Raw genomic sequence first — 23,972 nt, 5'->3', positions numbered from 1 at the left:
TAAATTGGAATAGATATGGCAATAACGAAATTGACGTTAAGTGCTGATGAGCAAACCGTTGAACTGGCAAAAAGGATAGCTTCGGAAGATAACATCAGTGTATCTAAGCTTTTCAAAGAACTTTTAAATGATTTTTCAAAGAAACGAAAGAAGGAGGACCCTTTACTCGAGCGTTATAAAAATATGGAAATATCCGAAGATATTAAGGCACTCAAAGGTATATTGAAAGGTAAGGTTCCTGATGATGTAGATTATAAAGAATTGAAATGGGAGTATTTAAAAGAGCGGCATGGCCTATAAGCATTTATTTGTAGACAGCGATATAATATTAGATATATTGGTTGACCGGCAGCCGTTTTCGATGTACGCCGAGATGCTTCTTGGAGAGATAAAATCGAACGGAATAAGATTAAGCACATCAACACTTATAGTTGCCAATATCAATTATATCCTATCCAAAAAAATTGGTAAGCCGGGTGCAAAGGAAGGCGTAAAACGAATTTTAAAGATATTTGAGATTTTTTATTTGGAAAAAGACGCTATCGAAAGTGCTCTGAACGGTTTTTTTACCGATTTTGAAGATGCCATAGAAAATCATATTGCTATTCAACATGGTGCTGATGCCATCATCACTCGCAACCTAAAAGACTATAAACAATCAACCATCCCGGTATTAACTGCCGAACAATTTTTAAGAACAATACTATAATGCAATCAAAAATAGATCAATATACCGACGAGATAAAAGCGTTTACGGCCGCTAAGGCTGAAGAACTGGAGGCATTCCGCATCAAATTTTTAGGTACAAAAGGGATCATAAAAGATCTTTTTGAGCAATTTAAAACCGTTAGTGCAGACGAAAAACGCACCTTTGGTAAAGTGCTTAACCAGTTTAAGCAACTCACCGAAGCACGTTATGAGGAGATAAAGGAATCTCTTACATCCGAAATCGCAAATCCGAAATCCGAAATTGATTTAACGCTTCCTGGCGACGGATTGGAAATAGGTTCGCGCCATCCTTTATCGCTGGTACGTAACGAGATCATTGATATTTTTAAACGTTTAGGTTTCGTGGTTGCCGAAGGCCCGGAGATCGAGGACGACTGGCATAACTTTTCGGCGCTCAACTTCCCCGAGGAACACCCGGCGCGCGATATGCAGGACACCTTCTTTATCCGCAAAGGTGATAAAGAGCACGGCGATATCGCCGTGCGTACGCATACTTCATCGGTACAGGTACGCATGATGGAGAACGGTAAACCGCCGTTCCGCGCCATTATGCCTGGCCGTGTTTATCGTAACGAGGCTATCTCTGCACGTGCGCATTGCTTTTTCCACCAGGTGGAAGGTTTATATGTGGATGAGAACGTATCCTTCTCCGATCTGAAGCAAACGCTTTACCACTTTGTGCAGGAGCTTTACGGCGAGGGTACCAAGGTTAGGTTCCGACCGTCGTACTTCCCGTTTACCGAACCGTCTGCAGAGATGGATATCTCTTGTACCATTTGTAAAGGTTCCGGCTGTAATATGTGTAAGTACAGCGGTTGGGTAGAGATATTGGGCTGCGGCATGGTTGACCCGAATGTTTTAGAAAACTGCGGCATCGACAGTAAGAAATATACAGGCTTTGCCTTTGGTATGGGTATGGAAAGAATTGCCAACCTGAAATATGTGATACGCGATCTGCGTTTATTCTCTGAGAACGACGTCCGTTTCTTAAAACAGTTTCAATCAGAGATCATATGAGGAATGCACTTATCATCATTTTTGCCGTATTAACATTTACATCATGCGGCAAAATTGAAGGTGTAGTGCCCAGTGTGCCTGTAAATTTCAGAGCATCTAAAACCGATCCGCGCTTGGCGGCACTCAATAGCGCGGGCGGTTCGGTAGTTATCTCAGGTTACGGTGTGGCCGGGTTATTGCTTTATCGCCAGGCCGATGGCACCTACTCCTGTTACGACAGGTGCAGCAGCTACCAGCCCGAAAAACTATGCGCGATTAGCCCCGATGCAACGGGCTTTACCGCTACCGACCCATGCAGCGGTGCAAAGTTCTCGCTATCAGACGGTAGCCCCGTAAAGGCACCTGCCGTAAAATCGCTGAGGGCTTATACAGTAAATGTGAGTAATTTTGAGATATTTGTGTCAAACTGATGAATGGAAGCCGATAAAATTAAAGATAGTATTAAGCGGGCAGCGCAGGATCTGTTCCGCAAATTCGGTTACCATAAAACAAGCGTAAACGAAATAGCCAAGCGCGCAAAGATTGCGAAAGCCACTATTTATAAATATTTTGAGAGTAAAGAGGCCATTTTGCACGTGCTGCTGATGGACTATATTAAGTTGAGTGTTGACGAACTGATAAACACCAACGTACCCGAACTGGATGAAGAGGCGCACCTCAACAACCTCATCATGAAAACCTGCCGCCTCTCTTACACCGTTTGCAACGAATTTATAGGCTGGGATTTTATCCGTGAAAGCACCAACTCCCAGGATTTTTTAAAGAACCTTTCTAACGAACTGGAAGAGTTGCTGGTAATGAGTTTTACCCAACTGGCTGGCATCCGCAAGCACGAAACCTACCAGCAACGCCTGCGTTTTTTAATTAAATGCAGCAAAAGCATCGTATTCAGCTTTGCCTTTACCTCGGTAAGCGATGCTGATGTGCGCAAGAATTTTGTATCTTTCCAAAAAGAGATCCTGCCTTATTTGGTGAAGGCGGCGATTTTGGTTTAGGCAATCTGAACGATCCTCGCGTTTTCGCATTCAGGATGGTTATTCACAAGATCGGTAATCGCGTTTTTCATGGTCATAAATGAAGGTCCGTAAAAATATAAGGCAGTTTCTGTGTTACCCTGATGGTATCTGATAACGTCGCTTTTTATGCCGACTAAATTCTTTATATGTTCCGCAATTGCCTCTGAATCCGAATTTTCATAAACCTCCGGGGAAAGATTAATGCCATCCAGATAAATTGCCAAGCCTTCTAATTTTCCAAATTCTATCTTTTCGCCGGTTTGCTCAATTATAAGTTTCGATCCTTTTGGCGCACCCAATTCCTCTAACTTTTCTATGATGTCTTTTATACTTTGATCATTGAAATTACCGTCGACTACTTTGATCTCAACATCGCAGTATTCGATTTCGTTGGTCTCGCTCAGCAATGTTCCGCCACCTGTTACTTCTCCGTAGTATTTCAATTTCAGGAAACTATCTAACGGATCTTCGTATACTTCACCACGGTCAATTGGCATAATTTTATCATTCAATTGAGCAGCTATATAGTTCTCTTTCCGGGGTTCGGGAGTGAACAATTTTTTTAGGAAGTTTTTAAACATTCTTCGATAAAGTTAGTGATGTGTAAATATAACAAGCATTCCATTTACAAAATATTTAAACAAAATTATTTGGAATGATAAATTCAATTCATTTACTTTGTTATTCAAAGTACTTTAAGATACAATAACAACTCGAAGATAATCGCTGACAAAACATTCAGCGTTATTTTTTAACCATTAACTTTGAAATACAAAGAACTTTTAAATTAAAAATATGATAGACCAAATCCCACAACAACCGAAAAAATGGTACCAGGGTTCCATTTTAGTAAAATTAACCGTAATCACTTTAATTATCCTGGCGCTGCTTATTCCATCGTCATGGATCCAGGGACTGATAGACGAACGCCAGGAAAGCCAGTCGAAGATAGGCACACAGGTGTCTGACAGCTGGTCGGGCAACCAGTTAATACAGGGGCCGGTGTTGGTGATACCTTATAACAAACAGCCGATGGCGGTTAACAGCACGGTAGGGTATATTTATGTGCTGCCCGATGACGTACACATTAAAGCAAACCTAAAAACGCAATTGTTCAAACAAGGGGTTTTTGATGTTACGGTGTACACTTCTAAGGTGGGGGTGCAAGGTAATTTTGCCCAGCCCAATCTGGTTAAATTGGGAATAGCGCCCAAGCAGGTGATGTACGATAAGGCGCACCTTTTATTCAGCATATCTGATATTAAAGGGCTTCTGAACAACCCTTCAGTGAAAATACAAGGACAAAGTTATACCCCGGAGCCGGCGTCTGGCGACATAAACCCTTTTGAACAATCGCTTCAGGTAAATTTTGCTTTGCCTGCTACCGGGATTATAGCATTTAATTATGATCTCGACCTGAAGGGGAGCAACGACATTAATTTCCTGCACATTGGTAAAACTACCAACGTGCAGTTTATAAGCGACTGGAAAACCCCGCGTTATAATGGACGCTACCTGCCGGATACGCGAGACACTACGGCAGATGGTTCTGGTGCAAAATGGCACATGCTTTACTATAACAGGCCGTTTCCGCAGCAATGGCTAAACGATAATACCATACTGAGCAACTCAAAGGCTATAGCCGAAGCAACCTTTGGTGTACGGCTGCAACAGCCTGTAGACGAATACCGAAAAGTAACGCGCACTAACAAGTACGCCACGCTCATTATTCTGCTTACTTTTGTCTCCCTGTTTTTAACAGAGTTGATACGCAGGCAACCCATTCACCTGTTTAATTATACGCTGATAGGCGCGGCCATGATTGTGTACTATATCCTTTTGCTTTCTTTTGCAGAGCAGGTTGGTTACAATTATGCTTACATCATCTCATCAACGGCGACTGTAGCGCTCATCTCTTTTTTCACGGCTTCGTTGTTGCATAATAAAGGAGCGGCAGCACTGTTTGCCTTTATCCTCGCAATATTTTACGGCTTCATTTTCATTATCATACAGTTAGAAGAATACTCCTTGTTAGTAGGTGGTATTGCGTTGTTTGTTATTGTGGCGGCGCTGATGTATTTCTCCCGTAAGATCAATTGGGATAGCCACTAAAGTATTCACCTAAACCCGTTCACATCATATTCCGTCGCATGCCACCACGCATGCGGCGGATTTTAAACCCAAATCAACATGCATACAAGTAATTATTGGATAGGGCATTTCAAGGCAAATGCCCGCGAAAAACGCATCGACTGGAATTTATTCCCTTCACTAACCGCCGACGAGATAAAAATTATATTGCCATCGCTACAGGCTTGGCAGTTGGGCGAAACCTCGGAGGGGGCGCATTTAATTGCCGCGTCAACCAAATATGCCAACAAAATAGGCGACCCGGACTACGTGGAAGCCGTTAAACTTTTTATAAAGGAGGAGCAAAAACATGGCAACAACCTGGGCCGGTATATCGACGGCATCGGGCAAACGCGTATTAACAAAGATTGGGGCGACACACTCTTTAGAAAAGTGCGGTACTACAACACCAATATGGAAATATGGACGGTGGCTGTAATTGTGGTGGAAAGCACGGCGCAGATTTTTTATCAGGCCCTGAAAGATGCTACTGATTGCGAACTTTTACAATCGATCTGCACCGATATCTTGATCGATGAAGCCTATCACATTACTTTCCAAACAGAGCGGCTGGCGATGATCTACGAGGGTAAGTCTGGCATCGGTAAAGCCTGGCGAAACCACGTTTACAAGGCGTTCTTCTTTTTAACATCCTGCCTGGTATGGTTTGCACATCGCACGTTATTTAAAGCCGGGGGCAATACTTTCAATTCCTTTACTAGAAAGATGATACATAAGTATCGTAAAACTATAAAAATGATAACCGAAAGGGAGCAAAAGCACGTATCATGGGAATAAAGCAAAAATAAAAACAAAATACCGTTTTGGTTTTTGGTATAATAATACTATGTTTGCATAGTAAAATTTACCGCCATGAGTGAAGAATTAATTGAATTTTCAGAACTTATTGATGAGCAATTCGAGATGGAAGACATCACCATCGAGGTTTATATTGATAAGTTATTGAGCATATTTTTGTAGGTTATGAGGATTGAGATACCGGTACAATACGAGAGCCCCGGGGGTGAATCAATCAATCTAATTAATGATGCCGTATTATGCACTAACCATCACCGGCGAAAGAATGGGCATCATATAATATTGCCGTTGGCTTTAGCCAACGGATAGGTGGCATCATGTATTGGCTTTAGCCAAACAGGCTATGCAGGTAACGATATTGTTTTGTATTTAATGCTAAACCATTATCTTACCTTTCTAAATCAAGTTTCAATGTCGTTTGTTAAAATCTGGGTGCATCTGGTGTTTTCTACAAAAAATAGGCAGCCGTTAATCCATACGAATTTCAAAAGCCAACTTTATACGCACATCAGGGCAAATTGTAAAGAAAAAGGAATCTATTTAAAAGAAATAGACGGGCATGTTGAACATATTCATTGCCTCATATCGCTCGGTAAAGACCAAACTATTTCTAAAGTAACTCAATTAATAAAAGGCGAGTCATCCTTTTGGATAAACAGAGAAGGTTTTACAAAAGAATCATTTAGCTGGCAGGATGATTACTTCGCTGTTTCCGTAAGCGAATCTCAGGTTGAGGCCGTTACTAATTATATCAGGAACCAGGAAAAAGCATCATGCAAAAAAATCTTTCAATGATGAGGTGAATGAGTTTATGACAGCTTATGGCTGGACTCATGTAGTTGATTAGCATGCGCGATTTCGGCTAAAGCCAGTTCTTTCTTTCTTAATCCGTTGGCTAAAGCCAACGGCAATATTGAAATGCATACTTTGTACTTGCGAAGCTTAATTCGTAAAATAATTATTTCGTTTACCTTTGCATCCTTATGGGCAGATCTGGTAAACCACGGGTAAATAAAGTTTTTGAGAACGTAACGGTAATTGATATAGCCGAAGAAGGCAAAGGTGTAGGCAAAGCAGATGATTTTGTTTTGTTTATCGAGAAAGCCGTTCCGGGCGATATTGCCGATATTGAGGTTTACCGCAGTAAAAAGAATTTTGGCGAAGGCAAGATCATCCGCCTCATCCAGCCGTCAGAACACCGCACCGAAGCTTTTTGTGAGCATTTTGGTACCTGCGGGGGCTGCAAATGGCAGCACATGACCTACGATGCGCAGCTGAAATTCAAGCAGAAAGCCGTACATGATGCGCTTACCCGCATCGCCAAAATAGAGGTGGAGCACATGGATGCCATTGTGCCCTCGCCTGCCGACCGCTACTACCGCAACAAACTGGAGTATACTTTTTCTAACAAACGCTGGTTGTACGACGGCGAGAACCGCGAGGACGAAACGCTTGATATGAACGCCCTCGGTTTCCACATCCCCGGCAGGTTTGATAAGATCCTGAACATAAACCATTGCTATTTGCAGGCAGAACCATCAAACGATCTGCGCAACAGCATTAACCAATACGCCAAAGAGCAGGGCATCAGTTATTACGATGTACGCCAGCATACGGGCGCTTTGCGTAACCTCATCATCCGTACCTCGTCTACCGGCGAAATTATGGTGATCGTGGTTTTCGCTCACGCGGATGAAGAGCAGGTGAATAAGCTAATGAGCTTTGTGGATGCCAATTTCCCGCAGGTAACTTCACTCCTGTATATCCTCAACACCAAAATGAACGACACCATTTTCGATCAGGAGGTAGTGAGTTGGAAAGGCCCGGAGTACATCCACGAGGAAATGGCAAACGGGCATGGGAAGGTGATCCGTTTTAGGGTTGGTCCCAAATCATTTTATCAAACCAATTCTATCCAGGCATTAAAACTTTACGAGATAACCCGCGATTTTGCCCAGTTTAAAGGCGACGAACTGGTTTACGATCTATACACCGGCGCGGGCACCATCGCTAACTTTATTGCCGACCAGGTACGCGAAGTTGTAGGGGTGGAGTATGTGCCAACCGCTATTGACGATGCCAAAGTGAACTCGCAGATCAACAATATCACCAACACCAAGTTCTTTGCAGGCGACATGAAAGATGTGCTGGTAGCTGATTTTGTGGCCGAGCATGGCAAACCCGATGTGATCATCACCGACCCGCCACGCGCCGGGATGCACGCGGATGTAGTTGCCCGCCTCATGGAAATTGAAGCGCCAAAAATTGTATACGTAAGCTGTAACGCCGCCACCCAGGCCCGCGATCTGCTGGTGCTCAAGGAGAAATACGATACCGTAAAAATTCAACCGGTAGATATGTTCCCGCATACCCAGCATGTGGAGAACGTGGTATTGTTGACCTTGAGAGACGATTTGTAGCTGATTCATAGCAAGGGGAAGTTTTTTGGCTAAAGCCGGAAGGCTTCTTTTCCCGTCCGTCCCTTAAAAGGGACGGCAATAATAGATGCGCGAGATTGGTCCCATTTATTGCCGTTGGCTTTAGCCAACGGATTAGCAATAATCAATACTGGCTTTAGCCGAAAATTTAAAAGCGATTCTGACCATAAGGTTTACTGCTTCAGCACTTGGCAAACCTCCTCAATAGTCTCGCTCAGCGGCTTAAACTCAAAGCCGATGGCTTTTTTAATTTTGCTGTTATCAAACTCCCGGGTTACTGATGCGGCCCGCGCACTGGTTTTATCTATGGCAGGGCTGTTGCCGGTTAAAGCACCCCATACCGATGCACCGCGCCAGGCCAGTTCCATCATCCAGGGTTGGGCCAGTTTTGCAGGGGCGGGTACGCCAAGCTTGCCTGCTATCTCGGTAAATATTTGCTGATAGGGACGGTTTTCGGCATTGATGATATACCGCTCGCCGCTGATGTTGCTTTCCATCAGTGCTATCATACATTTGGCCACGTCCTGCACATCTACAAAACCCATGGTACCTCTGGTGTAAAATTTCAAGCCTTTGCGTATGGTCTCAAAGATCTGCCCGCTGCCTTCTATACCCGCACTCGGGCCAATGATGATAGACGGGTTTACAATAACGGCATCAAGCCCTTCGGCAATGCCGCGCCAAACTTCCATTTCGCTTTCCAGTTTGGATATGGCGTAACCATCGCTTTCCAGCGATGGGTCAAGGTGGTGGTTCTCGGTAATGAGTTCGCCGGGTTTGGCTTCTCCAACAGCCGCAACCGAACTGGTGTGCACCATCCGGATGCCTTTTTCGGTACACAGATCAACAAGGTAGCCGGTGCCGGTTACATTGGTACGGATCATCGGTGCTTTATCGGCAGCTTTTAAAGACACCCATGCAGCGCAATTATAAACCTGCGTAATACCTTCCAGCGCGGCCTCTAAAGCAAAGGAATCCATCAGGTCAGCCTCCACCCATTCTATTTTGGCAGGGTAGGGAACAAGTATCTCTGGAATAGTAGAAGTAGCACGCTTAGTGCAACGGATAGTATTGCCGCGCAGGATAAGCTCCTTCGCCAGTTCGGCCCCTAAAAACCCTGTTGCACCGGTAACAAGAATCATTTTAATTTGAAAATTTGAATATGAGCTGATTTGAAAATGTAAAAGTGCGAAAAAGTAATTTGAAAATTTGAAGATGAGTTAATTTGAAAATGTAAATGAGCGGAAAAACAGCTTCCGATTTGAAAATTTGAAAATGAAAAAGTGTGCAAGAGTATTTGCATATGAGTTATATTTGCATTTTGAGTATTAACATTTTCAAATCAGTTAATCTTCAAATTGAATTTTCAAATCTTCAAATCAGCCCATTTTCAAATTAAGCAATGTCTTTAGCCGATTTTTTTTCCCCTATCGATCTTAAAAAAATAATACCTAAAGATGGGTTTTATACCAGCCAACTGGGCGACAGGATAGACCATCATTCGGTTGCCTTTCCAGATCTGGAACAAAAGATCGATATCGCCATCATCGGTGTGATGGAGGATCGCAACGCCATTAATAACCCCGGCTGCGCTTTGGGTCCCGATTATGTACGTGAGAAATTATACCAGCTAAACGAGGGCGGCTATACCACCAAAATAGTAGACCTTGGCAATATTAAACGCGGCGACAAAGTTACCGATACCTACTTCGCGCTAAAAACCGTGGTAGAGGAACTGATAAAAAAGGACATCGTGCCGGTAATTATCGGCGGCGGGCAGGACCTTAGCTACGCTCAGTACCTGGGCTACGAAAACATGGAGCAAAAGGTAGATGTGTTGGTGGTCGATTCGCATTTCGACCTGGATGACGACGGTTTTGGCGATAGCATTGAAACCAATTCGATAGCCTACTTAAACAAGATCTTTCTGCACGAACCTAACTACCTGTTCAACTTTAGTAACCTGGGGTACCAAACCTATTTTACCAGCCAGGAGAGTTTACGGGTAATGGATAAGCTTTATTTTGATGTACACCGCCTTGGCGAACTTACCGGCAATATTACTACTACCGAGCCGGTGATCCGCAATGCCAATATGGTGAGCTTTGATATGGGCGCTATCCGCTCGTCAGACGCGGTGGGCAATGCCAACGCTAAGCCAAATGGCTTTTATGGCGAGGATGCCTGCCAGGTATGCCGCTACGCCGGCATGAACGATAAGCTTACCTCCATAGGCTTTTACGAGTTTAACCCGGCGTATGATAACAACGGGCAAACCGCCATGCTGCTGTCGCAAATGATCTGGTGTTTTGTCGATGGTTTTTACAACCGAAAAAAAGATTTTCCGCTCAATCCAAAATCGCAATACCTTATTTACAAAACCAGCCTGAAGCACGAGGAGCACGAACTGGTGTTTGTAAAAAGCAAAAAAAGCGATCGCTGGTGGATGCAGGTACCCTACCCAACAGGAGGCTCTAAGAACGAGCGCTACCATTTAGTGCCCTGCCGTTACGATGATTATAAGACCGCCCGCTCCGGCGAAATGCCCGACTTGTGGTGGCGTACTTTTCAAAAATTGAACTGATTGGCAATTCATTAGCCTTTTTGCCGTTAAGTAAACTTACAATTGTTATAAATGAAGAGATCTTTTTTATGCCTGCTGTCCTTTTTACCAGCGCTGGCATTTGCACAAAATGCACAACCGTTTACCATAAAGGCAAAGGTTGGTAAGTACAATACACCCGCGCAGGCGTTTTTGGCCTATCGTTTAGGCGCTAATACCGTTACCGATTCGGCCGCTATTGTAAACGGTGAATTTACTTTTACCGGTACCATCACAAACCCCGTTAATGCGACCCTGTTTATCGATTCGAAAGGTGTTGGGTTTAATAAATTTGTATCGCAAAACTTTAACGAAAGCACGGGGCCATCAAAAGCAACCGACTACCTGGGTTTGTATGTTGAAAAAGGAACCGTTAACATAACATCTGTTGATTCACTTAAACAAGCAAAAATCACAGGCTCCAAAGTAAACGATGATGATGCCAGGTTAAAAGCTGCGCTAAAACCCATCGTTGAAAAAGCGCGGGCCATATCAAAGGAAGCGCAGGCAGCAACGCCAGTGCAGCAGCAATCAGCCGCGTTTCAAAACAGCATGACGGCCAAGTATAAGGCCCTGCAGGATGAGCAACGCTCCATGCTGAAGACCTTTATCTCCGCTAATCCCGATAGCTATTTAAGCTTGCTGGCTTTAACCAGCGTAAGCGGCCCCTCACCGGATGTGGCCGAAGTGGAGCCTATATTTAATTCCCTATCCGAAGAGTTGAAAAACTCCGACCAGGGCAGGCAGCTACGCTATTCCCTCGATAATTTAAAGATCACCGCCATCGGTTCCATTGCGCCCGATTTTATACAGAACGACGTGAACGGCAAAGCTGTGCAGTTATCATCTTTTAGAGGTAAGTATGTGCTGATTGATTTTTGGGCATCATGGTGCGGTCCTTGCCGCCATGAAAACCCTAACGTGGTGCGTACTTATCAGAAGTACAAAGGCAAAAACTTTACCATATTAGGCGTTTCGCTGGATAAGGAAACCGCTAAAGACGCCTGGCTGGCAGCTATTAAAAGCGATGGCCTGGAGTGGACGCAGGTGTCCGATCTTAAATTCTGGAACAACATGGCAGCTACCTTATACGGGGTACACGCCATCCCTCAAAACTTCCTGATAGACCCACAAGGGAAAATAGTAGCAAAAAACCTGAGAGGCGACGCGCTGGACGATAAACTGCAAGAGTTGCTGGGGAAGATATAAGTGATACGAATTTTTAGAAGGTACGTTTAACATCAACATGAAAAAAATAGCACTGAGTGCAATTGCTTTTATCCCGGCATTACTTTTTGCCCAGGATACTAAATATACCATACAAGGCAACGTGGGTACGCTAAACAAACCGGCTAAGGTTTATTTGCAATACAAAATAGATGGCAAAACCATCAGCGATTCGGTTACCTTAAAAGACGGAAAATTTACTTTTAAGGGCGATGCAGGTGCCAGCCCAACGAGCGCAAGGCTTTGGTTTAACCCAAAGGCATCGGGTATGGGTGCTGCCGACGACTCGCATGCTGTTTATCTCGAACCGGGTGTGATAACGGTTACCACAAGCGATCTTTTGAAGAACGCCAAAGTGGATGGGCCGAAAACCAACCAGGAGAATAATTTATTCCTGGCGGCTTTTAAAGCCGTGGATGATGGTTACGATGCAATGGACGCCAAAGAAAAAGCAGCCGGCGATTCGGCAAAATCGGAGGCTTTTATTAAACAAGCCAAAGTGCAAGAGAAGGTATTGGGGAACCAATGGAAGGCCATTAATAAGCAATTTATACAGGATTACCCGGATTCGTACGTTAGCCTGACGGCTTTGAGGTCGTACGCCTATGGTGCTGATTACGCAGATATCGCGCCCTTGTACGAGTCGCTTACCGCGCCTGTTAAAGCATCTGAAGGTGGTAAGGCCTTTGCCGAGCTGTTGCCAAAATTACAAGCTGTTGCTTTGGGTGCCACTGCCCCTGAGTTTGCCGAAGCCGATACCGCCGGTAAAATGGTGAGCCTGTCATCCTTTCGCGGGAAATATGTGCTGATAGATTTTTGGGCATCGTGGTGTGGCCCCTGCCGTGCCGAAAACCCGAACGTGGTAAAAGCTTACAACCAATATAAAGACAAGAATTTTACCATCGTAGGTGTGTCATTAGATAAACTTACCGCTAAAAAAGCCTGGCTGGCAGCCATCCACAAAGATGGCCTTGCCTGGACGCAGGTATCCGACCTGAAATTCTGGGCGGGCAAAGCAGCGGTGATCTATGGTGTAAAGGCAATCCCCCAAAACTTTTTGATAGATCCCAACGGTAAGATCATCGCCAAAAACCTTAGGGGCGACGATTTGAACGATAAGTTGGCGGAGCTGTTTTCAGTTCAGTAGTTCATTGGTTCAATAGTTCATTGGGCTTGTATAACAATAAAGCCATCTCTTGCGGGATGGCTTTATTTATTTCCGGGAATTTGGATACCTAACTATCCCACCAATGAACTAATGAACAACTGAACCAGTGAACTATAAAAGGTCGAAACCGATATCTTTCCGGAAATATACGCCATCGTAATAGATCCGGGCGGCATCGGCAGTGGCTTGTTGCAGAGCATCAAACATGTTATCCTGCAAGGTAGTAACTGCTAAAACGCGACCGCCGGTAGCTAAAACTTCTTCGCCGTTTAAGATGGTGCCCGCGTGGAACACATGCGAGCCGCGTACATTTTCTATCCCGCTGATGGCTTTGTTCTTTAAATATTCGCCGGGGTAACCACCTGCTACGCAAACTACGGTTGCTGCTGTTTTATTAGAGATGATGATCTCTTTCTCGTTCAGGTTGCCTTCGGCCACGCCTTCCAGCAGGTCTACAAAGTCCGATTCGATGCGTGGCATAACACTTTCGGTTTCGGGATCGCCCATGCGGCAGTTGTATTCAATTACCCAGGGTTCGCCGTGGGTATTCATCAGGCCGATGAAAATGAAACCTTTATAAGGGATGCCTTCTTTCTTCAAACCCTCTACAGTTGGAATGATGACGCGTTGCTCCACCTTCGCCATAAATTCGGCATCGGCAAAATGTACCGGGGAAACAGAACCCATGCCGCCGGTATTGAGGCCGGTATCGCCTTCGCCAATGCGTTTGTAATCTTTGGCTTCGGGCAGTATTTTATAGTTAGTGCCATCGGTCATTACAAAAACCGACAGCTCGATACCTGTTAAAAATTGTTCTATCACCACTTTAGAGCTTGCATCACCAAATTTGGCTTCGGTAAGCATTTCTGCAAGTTCTAATTTTGCTTCTTCTAAAGTTAAGCAGATCAGCACGCCTTTTCCGGCTGCAAGGCCGTCGGCTTTTAAAACTACGGGCAAACCGGCTGTGGACAGGTAATCAAAACCTTCCTGTAAAGTATCTTTAGTAAATGTTTTTGAAGCAGCGGTGGGGATGTTATTGCGTTGCATAAACTCCTTGCTGAAATCCTTGCTGCCTTCCAGTTGGGCGGCTTCCTGCTGCGGACCTATTACGGGGATGTGCTGTATTTCGGCATCCGCTAAAAAGAAATCGTGAATACCTTTTACCAAAGGTTCCTCGGGGCCAACCAATACCATATCTATTGCGTTAGCTAAGGCAAACGCTTTGATGCCGACAAAATCGGTTACTTTTAAGTCTACATTAGTGCCATATTGCCCTGTGCCGGCATTGCCGGGAGCAATAAAAAGGTTTTCGCATTTGGGGCTTTGGGCAATTTTCCAGGCGAAGGCGCTTTCCCTTCCGCCCGAACCAAGGATCAGGATATTCATGGGGCGAATATACTTAATGTGCAGATAAATGTGCAGGTGTGCAGATTTCAAATGTGCAGATGATTTTAGGATTGGATTTATTAAGTTTACACAATGTGTTTTAACACCCTAAACCCAGGTTTATAAATGATAGTACCATCCGACAAAGATTATCAAGACACCAAACTGATTAAGCAAGGCAAGGCTGAAATGAAAAGTGATTTTAAACCGCTTTGTGATTGGATAAATAAGGAATATGGAATTAAACCGATCAATATAATTTATGACGTGATTTACAGTGGGGGAAGGATTCCGCGCCTTCAAGTTGTGCTTGAATTTTGGAAAGAGAAGACTTTTTTTCTTGAACCTTTTACTTACCCTAACCAGGCTATCGCAAATTTTGATGGAAAAAAACAGCAAGCAATAGCAAATCAGTTTGAAACAACACTTTTTGAGTTAGGACTTAATACAAAAAAATCAATATGGAATCGATGGCAAACTTAGAAACCTGATAAGTATAACACCAACGGTCTTTTTGTATGTTTTTCTAATTTTGAAACCATTGCATGCGAAGAAGCCAATAACAGTTTATCGGAGGCGCGGATCCAGCTATTGGAAAAGGAGATCAATAACCCCAATTTATGGAAAATTGTAAAAGGTTTTAAAAGTGCTATTTTCTTTTTTTACAAGGACAGCCAGATTGAGAGGCCCTAAAAGAAGGGCTTAATAATTATTTCAGTGGCAAGTATTTCGAGTTGTTAAAAAGTTACGACGAGTTTGGTTATATAAAAAGAGATCAATTTTCTGTTTCGCTTGATAGCAAAGAGAATTTTGATAATAAATATGAAAGTAGCTGGTTCTATTATTTTAGATGACAGACTGTACTGTGATGTTAATCCATTCGCCTTTTACCTTTCTCCTTTAACCTCAATTCCGTACCTTTGCCTGTCAAAATGACTTTGAAATTGCACTGGCGCAATTGTTGAGTCCGGTGTACTATATACAAACAACATGTTAGACTTTTTTAGTAAGCTTTTCGGAAGCAAATCAGAACGGGATGTAAAAAGCATACAGCCTATAGTTGAAAAAATTAAGGCTGAATTTGCCAAAATTGGTGTGCTGAGCAACGACGAGCTTAGGGCTAAAACCATAGAATTTAAAGAAACCATCGCCACCGGCCTTTCCGGCATCGATAGCGAGATACAGGCCATTAAGGATCGTACCGAAAACGAGCTTGATATGGAAGTAAGCGAGAAGGTTGAGCTTTATACCCAACTGGATAAGCTGGAGAAAGACCGTAATAAAGAACTGGAAGATATCCTGATCAACATACTGCCGCAGGCCTTTGCCGTTGTTAAAGAAACCGCGAAACGCCTTGCAGAGAACCCAAGCATAGAGGTTACCGCAACCGCTTTCGACCGTGAACTGGCTGCCAAAAAAACCAACGTGGTTATCAAGGGCGATAAAGCTACCCACAGCAGCACCTGGCTTGCAGCCGGCAACGAAGTTACCTGGAACATGGTACACTACGATGTGCAGCTAATTGGTGGTATAGTTTTGCATGAAGGTAAAATTGCAGAGATGGCTACGGGTGAGGGTAAAACGTTGGTATCTACGTTACCTGCCTATCTCAACGCACTTGCTGGGGAAGGTGTGCATATTGTAACGGTAAACGATTACCTGGCCCGCCGTGATAGTGAATGGAACGGGACTTTGTTTGAATGGCTCGGATTAAAAGTTGATTGTATTGATAAACATGAACCAAACAGTGATGCCCGCAGAAAAGCATACAATTCTGACATTGTATATGGTACTAACAACGAGTTTGGGTTTGACTACCTGAGAGATAATATGGTGCATTCTCCTGATGAGATGGTACAGCGCAAACATCATTTTGCAATGGTAGATGAAGTAGATAGTGTTTTAATTGATGATGCAAGAACGCCGTTGATTATTTCCGGTCCGGTGCCTAAAGGTGATGATCAACAGTTTCACCTATTAAAGCCACGTATAGAGAGGATAGTTGATGCCCAGAAAAAAGTGGTCAATAATTTTTTAATTGAAGCCAGAAAGAAAATAGGGGAAGGCAATGATGATCCTAAAGATGGAGGACTGGCTTTGTTCAGGGCACATCGCGGTTTGCCAAAAACAGGTGCATTGATTAAATATCTTAGTGAGCCTGGTATGAGGGTTAAGCTTCAGAAAACAGAAAATTATTACCTGGCTGATCAGCAAAAAAATATGCACAAGGTGGATGATGAATTATTCTTCCACATTGATGAAAAAAACAACCAGGTTGAACTAACTGATAAAGGAATTAATCTTATCACTAAATCAGGAGAGGATCCTGAATTTTTTATTTTGCCTGATATCGGGGTTAAGCTTGCAGATATTGAAAAGAGCAGTTTAGGGTCGGAAGAAAAACTACATCAAAAAGAAGCCCTGCTTAATGAATACTCAATCAAAGCCGACAGAATTCACACAGTTCAGCAATTATTAAAAGCATATACATTATTTGATATTGATGTTGAATACGTTGTTCTTGACCAGCAGGTTAAAATCGTTGACGAACAAACAGGGCGTATTCTTGACGGCAGAAGATATAGTGACGGCTTACACCAGGCAATTGAAGCAAAAGAAAATGTAAAGATCGAAGCGGCTACCCAAACCTATGCTACTATTACTTTACAGAATTATTTCAGGATGTACCACAAACTTGCGGGTATGACAGGTACTGCCGAAACAGAGGCTGCAGAGCTTTGGGATATTTATAAATTAGATGTAGTAAACATTCCGACAAACTTACCCGTTACCAGGAAGGATACACAGGATCTTGTTTATAAAACCAAAAGGGAAAAGTACAAAGCAGTAATAGAAGAAATTGAAAAAATGCGTAACGCCGGCCGGCCAATACTGGTTGGTACTACCTCAGTAGAAGTGAGTGAATTGCTAAGCCGGATGTTAAAACAAAAAGCCATTCCGCATAATGTTTTAAATGCCAAGCAGCATGCAAGAGAAGCACAGGTTGTTGCGGAAGCTGGTTATGCGCAAGGTGTTACCATAGCCACTAACATGGCTGGTCGTGGTACAGATATTAAATTAGGGCCAGGCGTGGTAAATGCCGGCGGTCTTGCTATCCTGGGTACTGAGCGCCATGAAAGTCGTCGTGTGGACAGGCAGTTACGTGGGCGTGCCGGCCGCCAGGGCGATCCCGGAACATCACAGTTTTTTGTTTCTCTTGAAGATGACCTGATGAGGATGTTTGGCAGTGAAAGAATCGCTTCGATGATGGATAGAATGGGGTATAAGGAAGGCGAGGTTATTCAACATAGCATGATCTCAAAGAGTATTGAAAGAGCTCAAAAGAAAGTAGAAGAAAATAATTTTGGTATAAGAAAAAGATTGCTGGAATATGATGATGTGATGAATAAGCAGCGTACAGTAGTGTATGGTAAACGTAACCATGCATTGTTCGGCGAGCGCCTCGTGCTTGATCTTGATAATGCATTTTATTCTGTTGCAGAAGGCCTTGTATTTTCTGCAAAAGAAATTAACGACTACGAAGATTTTAAATTATCAGTGATAATGAACTTCGGAATTGATACCGTTATTACTGCCGATGAATTAGATAAAACGGACGTAAATGTTTTAGCGGAACAATTGTATGAAGAAGCAAAAACGCATTACAATGAAAAGACGAGATTAATGAGCCAGCAAACTTTACCGGTAATAAAAAATATCCGTAAAGAACAAGGCTCACATATTGAAAATGTGGCGGTTCCTTTCACTGATGGCAAAAAAGCAATACAAGCGCTCGCTAATCTTGACAAAACAATTGAAACAGAAGGTGCTGAATTAACTAATGCCCTGGAACGCAATATCACGCTTGCTTTAATTGATGATGCCTGGAAGGAACACCTGAGAGCAATGGATGATCTTCGGCATAGCGTACAAACTGCCGGCTACGAACAAAAAGATCCTTTGGTTATTTATAAGATAGAAGCATTTAATGCTTTTAAACAAATGGATGATGAGGTTAATAAAGATATTGTAAGCTTCTTATGTCACTGCGCCATTCCTGTTGAGCAAACTCAAACAGCCAGAATAAGAGAAGGCCGTGAACAAAAAACAGACATGAGCAAAATGCGCCAGCGTAAAGAGGAATATGCAGGAGCTGCTGCGGGCGCAGGTCCGGAATATCTTTCACAGGAAAATGATTATAATGATCCCTCAGAGCCGATAAAAAAAGAACCAATTAAGGTTGGTCCGAAGATTGGCAGAAATGATCCATGCCCATGTGGAAGTGGAAAGAAGTATAAGCAATGCCATGGGAGGGAGGCGTAATTATTATTCAATATGAATATGTAATTGAATATTAAATTATTTCTAATGCTCTCTCTGATAACCTGCAATGTATTACTTAGGCAATGATAGTTTGTTTGATAAGGTTAATATTATATCTTTAAAATAAGTTTTAAAAAATGCCTTCTATATCTATCACACATCTATACGACCTTCTTTCCGTTAAGGTAGGAAAGGAAACTGCGGAATCCCTTACTTCATATATTGAAGAAAAGATAAAAGGGGAATTTGATAATAAAAGTCAAATTTTAGCCACCAAACAAGATATTGCAGAGGTAAGAGCATATGTGGCCGAAACAAAAGCCGAGCTTATTAAGTGGATGTTCATTTTTTGGGTTGGGCAGGTAGTGGCTACCTTTGGTTTTATATTATTGTTTTTAAAAAAATAATCTCTTTGTTTTCTTGAAACAAACCTTCGGCGGCCTTCTCTAGTACTGATTTTATTAGGGCTTAAAACCTATTCTTTGTCTTGGCTCTTGTGGTGGATTTAATAATTGCTTCAATGCCTCAAAAATCATTTGTATATTATCTTCATTCTTCGCTGTCCGGCTATCTTGCTTCATCAACTCATTTTCTATTTTTTCCAACTTCACTAAAATGTCTTTATGCGTAAGTAACATTTCACGGAGTTTCGTAAATATTCTTATAATACGAATATTTACTTCTATTGCTCTTTCGCTATTTAAAACACCTGATAACATGGCAACTCCCTGCTCCGTAAAACCATAAGGCATTTTTCTTGTACCGCCCCAACTTGATGTTCCACTTTGGAATATCAAATTTTTAAACTCCGCCTCTGTAAGCTGGAACATAAAATCTTCCGGGAAGCGTTTTAAATTTCTCTTTACTGCCTTGTTTAAATTTCCCGTGGTTACATCGTAAAGCTCCGCCAGGTTTTTATCCAACATTATTTTTTTATCCCTGATAAAATAAATCTTACTAACGATTTCTTCATCTGCCGCTTCTATTTTCTTTAACGCTTTTGCCACGTTGCGCCACGCTTACTCTTTATAGCTTGGACTAAAATGGGGACAATGCGTGCCGTAGGTTTACTTGCTGTATTTGTAAGACTATTGCTCGTCTTTATCTCTTATAAAGCCGATCCTTTTTCGCAGCGTTTGTGATGGTGGATTTATCAACCGTTTCAAAGCTTCAAAAATGATCTCTATATCAGCATCATGTGCAATTGCTTTCTTTTCTAACTGTTCCAGCTTTAATAAAATATCTTTATTCGTTAGAAGCATTTCTCTTATCTGTGTAAAAATCCTTACTATTTGTATGTTCACTTCTATTGCTCTGTTGCTGTTTAAAACACTGGCTAACATTACGGCTCCATGTTCGGTAAAAACAAAAGGCAAATTGGGTGAGTATTTCAACGTTTTTAGGTGGTCGCAATTTGCGACTACCTCGTCTTTCTCTTCTTGTGTTAACTGGAACATAAAATCTTCGGGGAACCGCTTTTTATTGCGCTTTACCTGCTCATTTAATCGTTTGGTTGGTACGCCGTATAATTCTGCAATGTCTTTATCTACCATTACCTTTTTTCTCCTTATCAAAAGTATTTTGTTTATAACTACTTCATCAGGTATGATTAAGGATTCTCCTGCCTTCTTTATGGCTTTTGCCATCTTGTTAGTTTTATAATTTGCAAATATAATTTAAGACATTGCAATTTGGGATACCTTATCCGAATGGAGGATTGTTTACAAAGCTTACGAATGAAGGTTTCCAACTCCTCCACCTCCTGTTGGCATAAAACCAACACCGCTTTTACTCATTGCCGGCTTTACTTAATTTTTATTGGTAGCTCTTTTACACGGCACAAGTTGAAACTTGCGCCACGCTACTCTTTTATATGCTTGGACTAAGGGAGGGCTAAATACGAGAGGTCAATATCTGCAAAAGAATAAGCCCAACACAAGCCGCTAAGAATATTAAAGTCGGCTTCCAAAAACTTTTGGTTTCGTAGTCGTGTCCAGCTAAATATTTATCCCAAAAATAGTAGGTTAGTAAAGAACTACCAGTAACATTGGCAATTCCAAGTTGAAGAAGAGGGTTGATGCCATTAGTAAGCAGCTTTACAATGAATAACCAAAAAATACCTGCTATAAGAAAATATGGATTTAATTTACTTTTCCCGACTTCCTTCAAGTTATTTGCAAACAATATAGACCCCAAAAAAGGTGAAAATAGTAATGTCAATATTCCAATAGCTGCTTTTGAATAAAATTTAGGTTTCATGATTAATTACTGCCAAATTTTGAAATTGGTTAAAGATAAGATAATCCCACTTTTGGCGCAAGGCTACGGATTATTATTTAATGATATTTCTTCCTCTCTTCATTTAAATCCTTAGCGAGCTCATTTAAATCTACAATAAACCCCGATGTGTTTTTAATAGCAAAAACGTTTATAAGCCATTTGTTTTTTTCTATTTCATTAATGATATTGTCTTCAAATTCTTCCATTAAAATTTCTTTAACAGAGAAATTCTTCCATATCCCCTCTCCCTCTGCGCATGCCAAAGCAAACTCAGGGGCCGACCAAACTGAAAATAGAACAGTATTTTCCACATCAGCCAATGCAAAATTTCCATCCTCACCAATAAGGCTATACATCGTTTCAGAATCAGCAACTCTTTTAATAAAATATTGATAGCGTTCGAAAGCCCCCAATTTAGAGACAGCCTTAATTTCTTTATCTGAAACTTTCATAATTAATTAGGATTTTTTCCCTATCTATGGTTCTATTTCAAGCATAAGCAGGGCAGAACGTCAGGGCATTTAATAAGGATTTTCATTTTATTTTACATCTAATGGCTGTCCAACTAACAAAGTTAAATATCAGCATCCGCAATAACATTCAATGACTGTTTAATCAAATTTTCCACAGCCTTATTTCCATCTTTTGTAAATTCTTTTATAATGCGATTAGCAACGATACAATTCAGGCTTATACAATGATGCCCTAAAGATTTTCCTAAGCCATAAATAGCAGAACTTTCCATTTCAAAATTAGAAATACGGTGATTGCCAAAATGAAAAGTAGAAAGAAGATCAACCAACTGAGGATAAGCGAGCCCAAGCCTAAGCACCCTCCCCTGTGGACCATAAAAGCCGGGACAGGTAACCGTTATTCCATGATAGTAATCTTTTACAAAATGTTTTAGCAGGGCAGGGCTTCCCATATAAATGTATGGAGAAATATTCCCCGAAGTTAATTGCGTATGTGTTTTAAATGCATGAATAATTTGTTTCTCTTCTTCATTATTTTCGGTGCGATAAAAATTCATAAGGTTATCTAATCCAAGCCCGTGTGTGGCTGCAACAAAACTATCAACGTGTATTTCTTTTTGTAAAGATCCGGAAGTGCCAAAGCGAAGAATATTTAAAGAAGTAAGGATAGGTTTTACTTTTCTTGTTTCCAGGTTAATGTTTACCAAAGCATCTAATTCATTTAAAACAATATCAATGTTATCCGGGCCGATGCCCGTGCTTACCACTGTGAGCCTCTTTTTGCCAATATAACCGGTATGGGTTATAAACTCACGATGCTGCCTTTCAAACTCTACTTTGTCAAAATATTTGCTTACTTCTTTTACACGTCCCGGGTCGCCAACGGTAATAATAGTATTGGCTATTTCTTCTGGCCTTGCATCAAGATGATAAATAGCGCCACGTTTATTTATGATCAATTCAGATTCAGCAATGTGTTGCATATACTGCTTTTTAAGAATGAAAGTTAAGGTAACTATTGAATCAATAACAGTAATTTTGTTTTTTCTCAATTAATAACAATGGCTGAAAGAACGACGATTGCTCTTCCGGATTTTAGATTTTCTCCCCCTGTTGACCAGGTTGGTATTGAAGAAAGAGCCGCAAGATTTACCAAAAGAAGTATAAAAAAAGAAACTAAAGTAAAAGGCTTACTGCTTGCGTTAAATATGATTGACCTTACTACGCTGGAAGGAAAAGATTCTGAAGGAAAAGTTAAGCAAATGTGTTACAAAGCTATGCACCTGCTTGATGCATACCCCGGCCTGCCAACTGTTGCAGCGGTTTGTGTCTATCCCTCTATGGTTAAAACAGCAAAAAAGGCCGTGGAAGGTTCAGGAATAAAAGTAGCCTCTGTTGCCACCGGATTTCCCAGTGGCCAGGCTCCGCATAATGTAAAGATCAGTGACACAAAATTTTCAATGCACCAAGGCGCCGATGAAATAGATATGGTTATAAGCCGCGGAAAATTTCTGCAAGGCGAATATAATTTTGTATTTGATGAGATCGCTTCAATTAAAGAAGCATGTGGTGATGCAAGGTTAAAAGTAATTTTAGAAACAGGAGAGTTAGTTACTTATGATAAGGTTCGCAGGGCAAGTGATATTGCCATGCATGCAGGTGCAGATTTTATAAAAACATCAACTGGCAAAGTTATTCCTGCAGCGACGTTGCCTGTGACTTTGGTAATGTTAGAATCCATCAAAGATTTTTATTATAAAACCGGTAAGAAGATAGGAATGAAGCCCGCCGGTGGAATTTCAAAATCAAAATTAGCGCTCCATTATCTTGTAATGTTAAATGAAATCTTGGGTGAAGACTGGATGAATAATCATTTGTTCAGGTTTGGTGCAAGCAGTTTGGCGAATGATTTATTGATGCAATTGATGAAAGAGAAGACAGGCGTTTACCAGGGGAAAGATTATTTTTCGATAGATTAAAAAAAGTACCTCTAAGTCTCCCCAAAGGGAAGACTTGCTTAATTGTTTGGCTTATAGTTATAGCCGAAATGGAAGATATGATGTTTGGTTTATTCAAAAGCTCCATCTCCGTCTCTTTTGGAGAAGGAGATGGAGGATGAGGTTAAAGAGTACTTTAAAAAAATAAATACATGGTTACAAAAAATAGCGCCCTAAAACTAAAATTTGATAGCACCCGGAAATACGCACCGGCCCTGGAAAGCAGATCGTCTGTAAAAATAGACCCGCAATATGACCTGTTCATTAATGGAAAATTTGAAAAGCCGCTAAGCAAAAAATATTTTGATACCATTAATCCGGCAACTGAAGAAAAATTATCAGAAATAGCAGAAGCAAATGAAGCAGA

At 41.8% G+C, this 23,972-nt stretch carries 24 protein-coding genes and 1 pseudogene; 17 read left to right on the top strand and 8 right to left on the bottom strand.

Translation table 11 applies throughout. The annotated features are described in order from the left end of the window. Positions 1-15: 15 nt before the first annotated feature. The 5 genes from ABIX36_RS02135 to ABIX36_RS02115 are packed head-to-tail and all read left to right on the top strand — an operon-like array spanning position 16 to position 2,741. Positions 16-300, top strand: a complete 285-nt coding sequence (locus tag ABIX36_RS02135; protein ID WP_348080513.1) for a DUF6364 family protein — start codon at positions 16-18, stop codon at positions 298-300. After that, complete coding sequence (locus ABIX36_RS02130; protein ID WP_348080512.1) at positions 290-709, top strand: PIN domain-containing protein; 420 nt, start codon at positions 290-292, stop codon at positions 707-709. Before ABIX36_RS02135 ends, ABIX36_RS02130 begins: the two co-directional genes overlap by 11 nt. Then, positions 709-1,746: a phenylalanine--tRNA ligase subunit alpha gene (gene pheS, locus ABIX36_RS02125; RefSeq protein ID WP_348080511.1), complete on the top strand. Its 1,038-nt coding sequence runs from the start codon at positions 709-711 to the stop codon at positions 1,744-1,746. Before ABIX36_RS02130 ends, pheS begins: the two co-directional genes overlap by 1 nt. Then, positions 1,743-2,156: a hypothetical protein gene (locus tag ABIX36_RS02120; RefSeq protein WP_348080510.1), complete on the top strand. Its 414-nt coding sequence runs from the start codon at positions 1,743-1,745 to the stop codon at positions 2,154-2,156. The genes pheS and ABIX36_RS02120 overlap by 4 nt, the downstream gene beginning before the upstream one ends. A 3-nt stretch (positions 2,157-2,159) precedes the next feature. Then, positions 2,160-2,741, top strand: a complete 582-nt coding sequence (locus ABIX36_RS02115) for a TetR/AcrR family transcriptional regulator (protein WP_128532749.1) — start codon at positions 2,160-2,162, stop codon at positions 2,739-2,741. Here ABIX36_RS02115 and ABIX36_RS02110 read toward each other — a convergent pair. Next, entirely contained in the window at positions 2,738-3,343 is a 606-nt protein-coding gene (locus ABIX36_RS02110) for a hypothetical protein (RefSeq protein ID WP_348080509.1), read from the bottom strand. The genes ABIX36_RS02115 and ABIX36_RS02110 overlap by 4 nt on opposite strands. Before the next feature lie 214 nt (positions 3,344-3,557). On the opposite strand from ABIX36_RS02110, the gene creD reads away from it, so the two are divergent. The 4 genes from creD to rlmD all read left to right on the top strand — a co-directional run bounded on the left by creD (position 3,558) and on the right by rlmD (position 8,131). Next, positions 3,558-4,874 (top strand): cell envelope integrity protein CreD, encoded by a 1,317-nt coding sequence (creD, locus tag ABIX36_RS02105; protein WP_348080508.1) that lies wholly within the window; start codon positions 3,558-3,560, stop codon positions 4,872-4,874. Positions 4,875-4,952: 78 nt separating this feature from the next. Continuing rightward, on the top strand, positions 4,953-5,690 hold the full coding sequence (locus ABIX36_RS02100; RefSeq protein WP_348080507.1) for a ferritin-like domain-containing protein: 738 nt from the start codon (positions 4,953-4,955) through the stop codon (positions 5,688-5,690). Positions 5,691-6,020: 330 nt separating this feature from the next. Further along, positions 6,021-6,506: an IS200/IS605 family transposase gene (gene tnpA, locus ABIX36_RS02095; RefSeq protein ID WP_348080506.1), complete on the top strand. Its 486-nt coding sequence runs from the start codon at positions 6,021-6,023 to the stop codon at positions 6,504-6,506. 188 nt (positions 6,507-6,694) lie between these two features. Beyond that, positions 6,695-8,131 carry a 23S rRNA (uracil(1939)-C(5))-methyltransferase RlmD gene (rlmD, locus tag ABIX36_RS02090; RefSeq protein ID WP_348080505.1) on the top strand — a complete coding sequence of 479 codons (1,437 nt, stop codon included), beginning with the start codon at positions 6,695-6,697 and terminating at the stop codon, positions 8,129-8,131. 191 nt (positions 8,132-8,322) lie between these two features. On the opposite strand, the gene ABIX36_RS02085 is transcribed toward rlmD, so the two are convergent. Beyond that, positions 8,323-9,291, bottom strand: coding sequence for an NAD-dependent epimerase/dehydratase family protein (locus ABIX36_RS02085; protein WP_348080504.1), 969 nt, complete (start codon positions 9,289-9,291; stop codon positions 8,323-8,325). Positions 9,292-9,551: 260 nt separating this feature from the next. Here ABIX36_RS02085 and ABIX36_RS02080 point away from each other — a divergent pair, with 260 nt between their 5' ends. The 3 genes from ABIX36_RS02080 to ABIX36_RS02070 are packed head-to-tail and all read left to right on the top strand — an operon-like array spanning position 9,552 to position 13,125. After that, positions 9,552-10,733: a formimidoylglutamase gene (locus ABIX36_RS02080; RefSeq protein ID WP_348080503.1), complete on the top strand. Its 1,182-nt coding sequence runs from the start codon at positions 9,552-9,554 to the stop codon at positions 10,731-10,733. A gap of 51 nt (positions 10,734-10,784) precedes the next feature. Then, positions 10,785-11,960 (top strand): TlpA disulfide reductase family protein, encoded by a 1,176-nt coding sequence (locus ABIX36_RS02075; RefSeq protein WP_348080502.1) that lies wholly within the window; start codon positions 10,785-10,787, stop codon positions 11,958-11,960. A gap of 37 nt (positions 11,961-11,997) precedes the next feature. Next, the gene (locus tag ABIX36_RS02070) at positions 11,998-13,125 is read left to right on the top strand and encodes a TlpA disulfide reductase family protein (protein WP_348080501.1); all 1,128 of its coding nucleotides are present in this window, start codon (positions 11,998-12,000) and stop codon (positions 13,123-13,125) included. Positions 13,126-13,257: 132 nt separating this feature from the next. Here the strand turns inward: ABIX36_RS02070 and purD are convergent, their stop codons facing one another. Next, entirely contained in the window at positions 13,258-14,532 is a 1,275-nt protein-coding gene (gene purD, locus ABIX36_RS02065) for a phosphoribosylamine--glycine ligase (protein ID WP_348080500.1), read from the bottom strand. A gap of 126 nt (positions 14,533-14,658) precedes the next feature. On the opposite strand from purD, the gene ABIX36_RS02060 reads away from it, so the two are divergent. The 3 genes from ABIX36_RS02060 (at position 14,659) to ABIX36_RS02050 (ending at position 19,262) form a co-directional block, all read left to right on the top strand. Next, positions 14,659-15,015 carry a hypothetical protein gene (locus ABIX36_RS02060; RefSeq protein WP_348080499.1) on the top strand — a complete coding sequence of 119 codons (357 nt, stop codon included), beginning with the start codon at positions 14,659-14,661 and terminating at the stop codon, positions 15,013-15,015. A gap of 507 nt (positions 15,016-15,522) precedes the next feature. Beyond that, entirely contained in the window at positions 15,523-18,855 is a 3,333-nt protein-coding gene (gene secA, locus ABIX36_RS02055) for a preprotein translocase subunit SecA (RefSeq protein ID WP_348080498.1), read from the top strand. 137 nt (positions 18,856-18,992) lie between these two features. Then, the gene (locus ABIX36_RS02050) at positions 18,993-19,262 is read left to right on the top strand and encodes a hypothetical protein (protein WP_348080497.1); all 270 of its coding nucleotides are present in this window, start codon (positions 18,993-18,995) and stop codon (positions 19,260-19,262) included. Positions 19,263-19,316: 54 nt separating this feature from the next. Here ABIX36_RS02050 and ABIX36_RS02045 read toward each other — a convergent pair whose 3' ends face one another. The 5 genes from ABIX36_RS02045 to ABIX36_RS02025 form a co-directional block, all read right to left on the bottom strand. Continuing rightward, positions 19,317-19,862: an ORF6N domain-containing protein gene (locus ABIX36_RS02045; RefSeq protein ID WP_348080496.1), complete on the bottom strand. Its 546-nt coding sequence runs from the start codon at positions 19,860-19,862 to the stop codon at positions 19,317-19,319. An 81-nt stretch (positions 19,863-19,943) separates the two neighbouring features. Then, the gene (locus tag ABIX36_RS02040) at positions 19,944-20,501 is read right to left on the bottom strand and encodes an ORF6N domain-containing protein (protein WP_348080495.1); all 558 of its coding nucleotides are present in this window, start codon (positions 20,499-20,501) and stop codon (positions 19,944-19,946) included. A gap of 247 nt (positions 20,502-20,748) precedes the next feature. Next, on the bottom strand, positions 20,749-21,114 hold the full coding sequence (locus ABIX36_RS02035) for a hypothetical protein (RefSeq protein WP_348080494.1): 366 nt from the start codon (positions 21,112-21,114) through the stop codon (positions 20,749-20,751). 77 nt (positions 21,115-21,191) lie between these two features. After that, a complete protein-coding gene (locus tag ABIX36_RS02030; protein WP_348080493.1) occupies positions 21,192-21,587 on the bottom strand; it encodes a DUF2750 domain-containing protein in 396 nt (131 codons plus the stop codon). 122 nt (positions 21,588-21,709) lie between these two features. Next, entirely contained in the window at positions 21,710-22,660 is a 951-nt protein-coding gene (locus ABIX36_RS02025) for a nucleoside phosphorylase (protein ID WP_348080492.1), read from the bottom strand. A gap of 9 nt (positions 22,661-22,669) precedes the next feature. Here ABIX36_RS02025 and deoC point away from each other — a divergent pair, with 9 nt between their 5' ends. Together deoC and ABIX36_RS02015 are read left to right on the top strand one after the other, a co-directional pair. After that, on the top strand, positions 22,670-23,587 hold the full coding sequence (gene deoC, locus ABIX36_RS02020) for a deoxyribose-phosphate aldolase (RefSeq protein WP_348080491.1): 918 nt from the start codon (positions 22,670-22,672) through the stop codon (positions 23,585-23,587). Positions 23,588-23,757: 170 nt separating this feature from the next. Then, positions 23,758-23,972: pseudogene (locus ABIX36_RS02015) on the top strand (hypothetical protein); the annotation flags it as partial.

The sequence above is a fragment of the Mucilaginibacter sp. genome, from assembly GCF_039925265.1.
In the GTDB taxonomy this organism is placed as follows: domain Bacteria; phylum Bacteroidota; class Bacteroidia; order Sphingobacteriales; family Sphingobacteriaceae; genus Mucilaginibacter.
The sequence above is the reverse complement of the archived record's forward strand: the minus strand, read 5'-3'. Positions and strand labels throughout refer to the sequence as shown.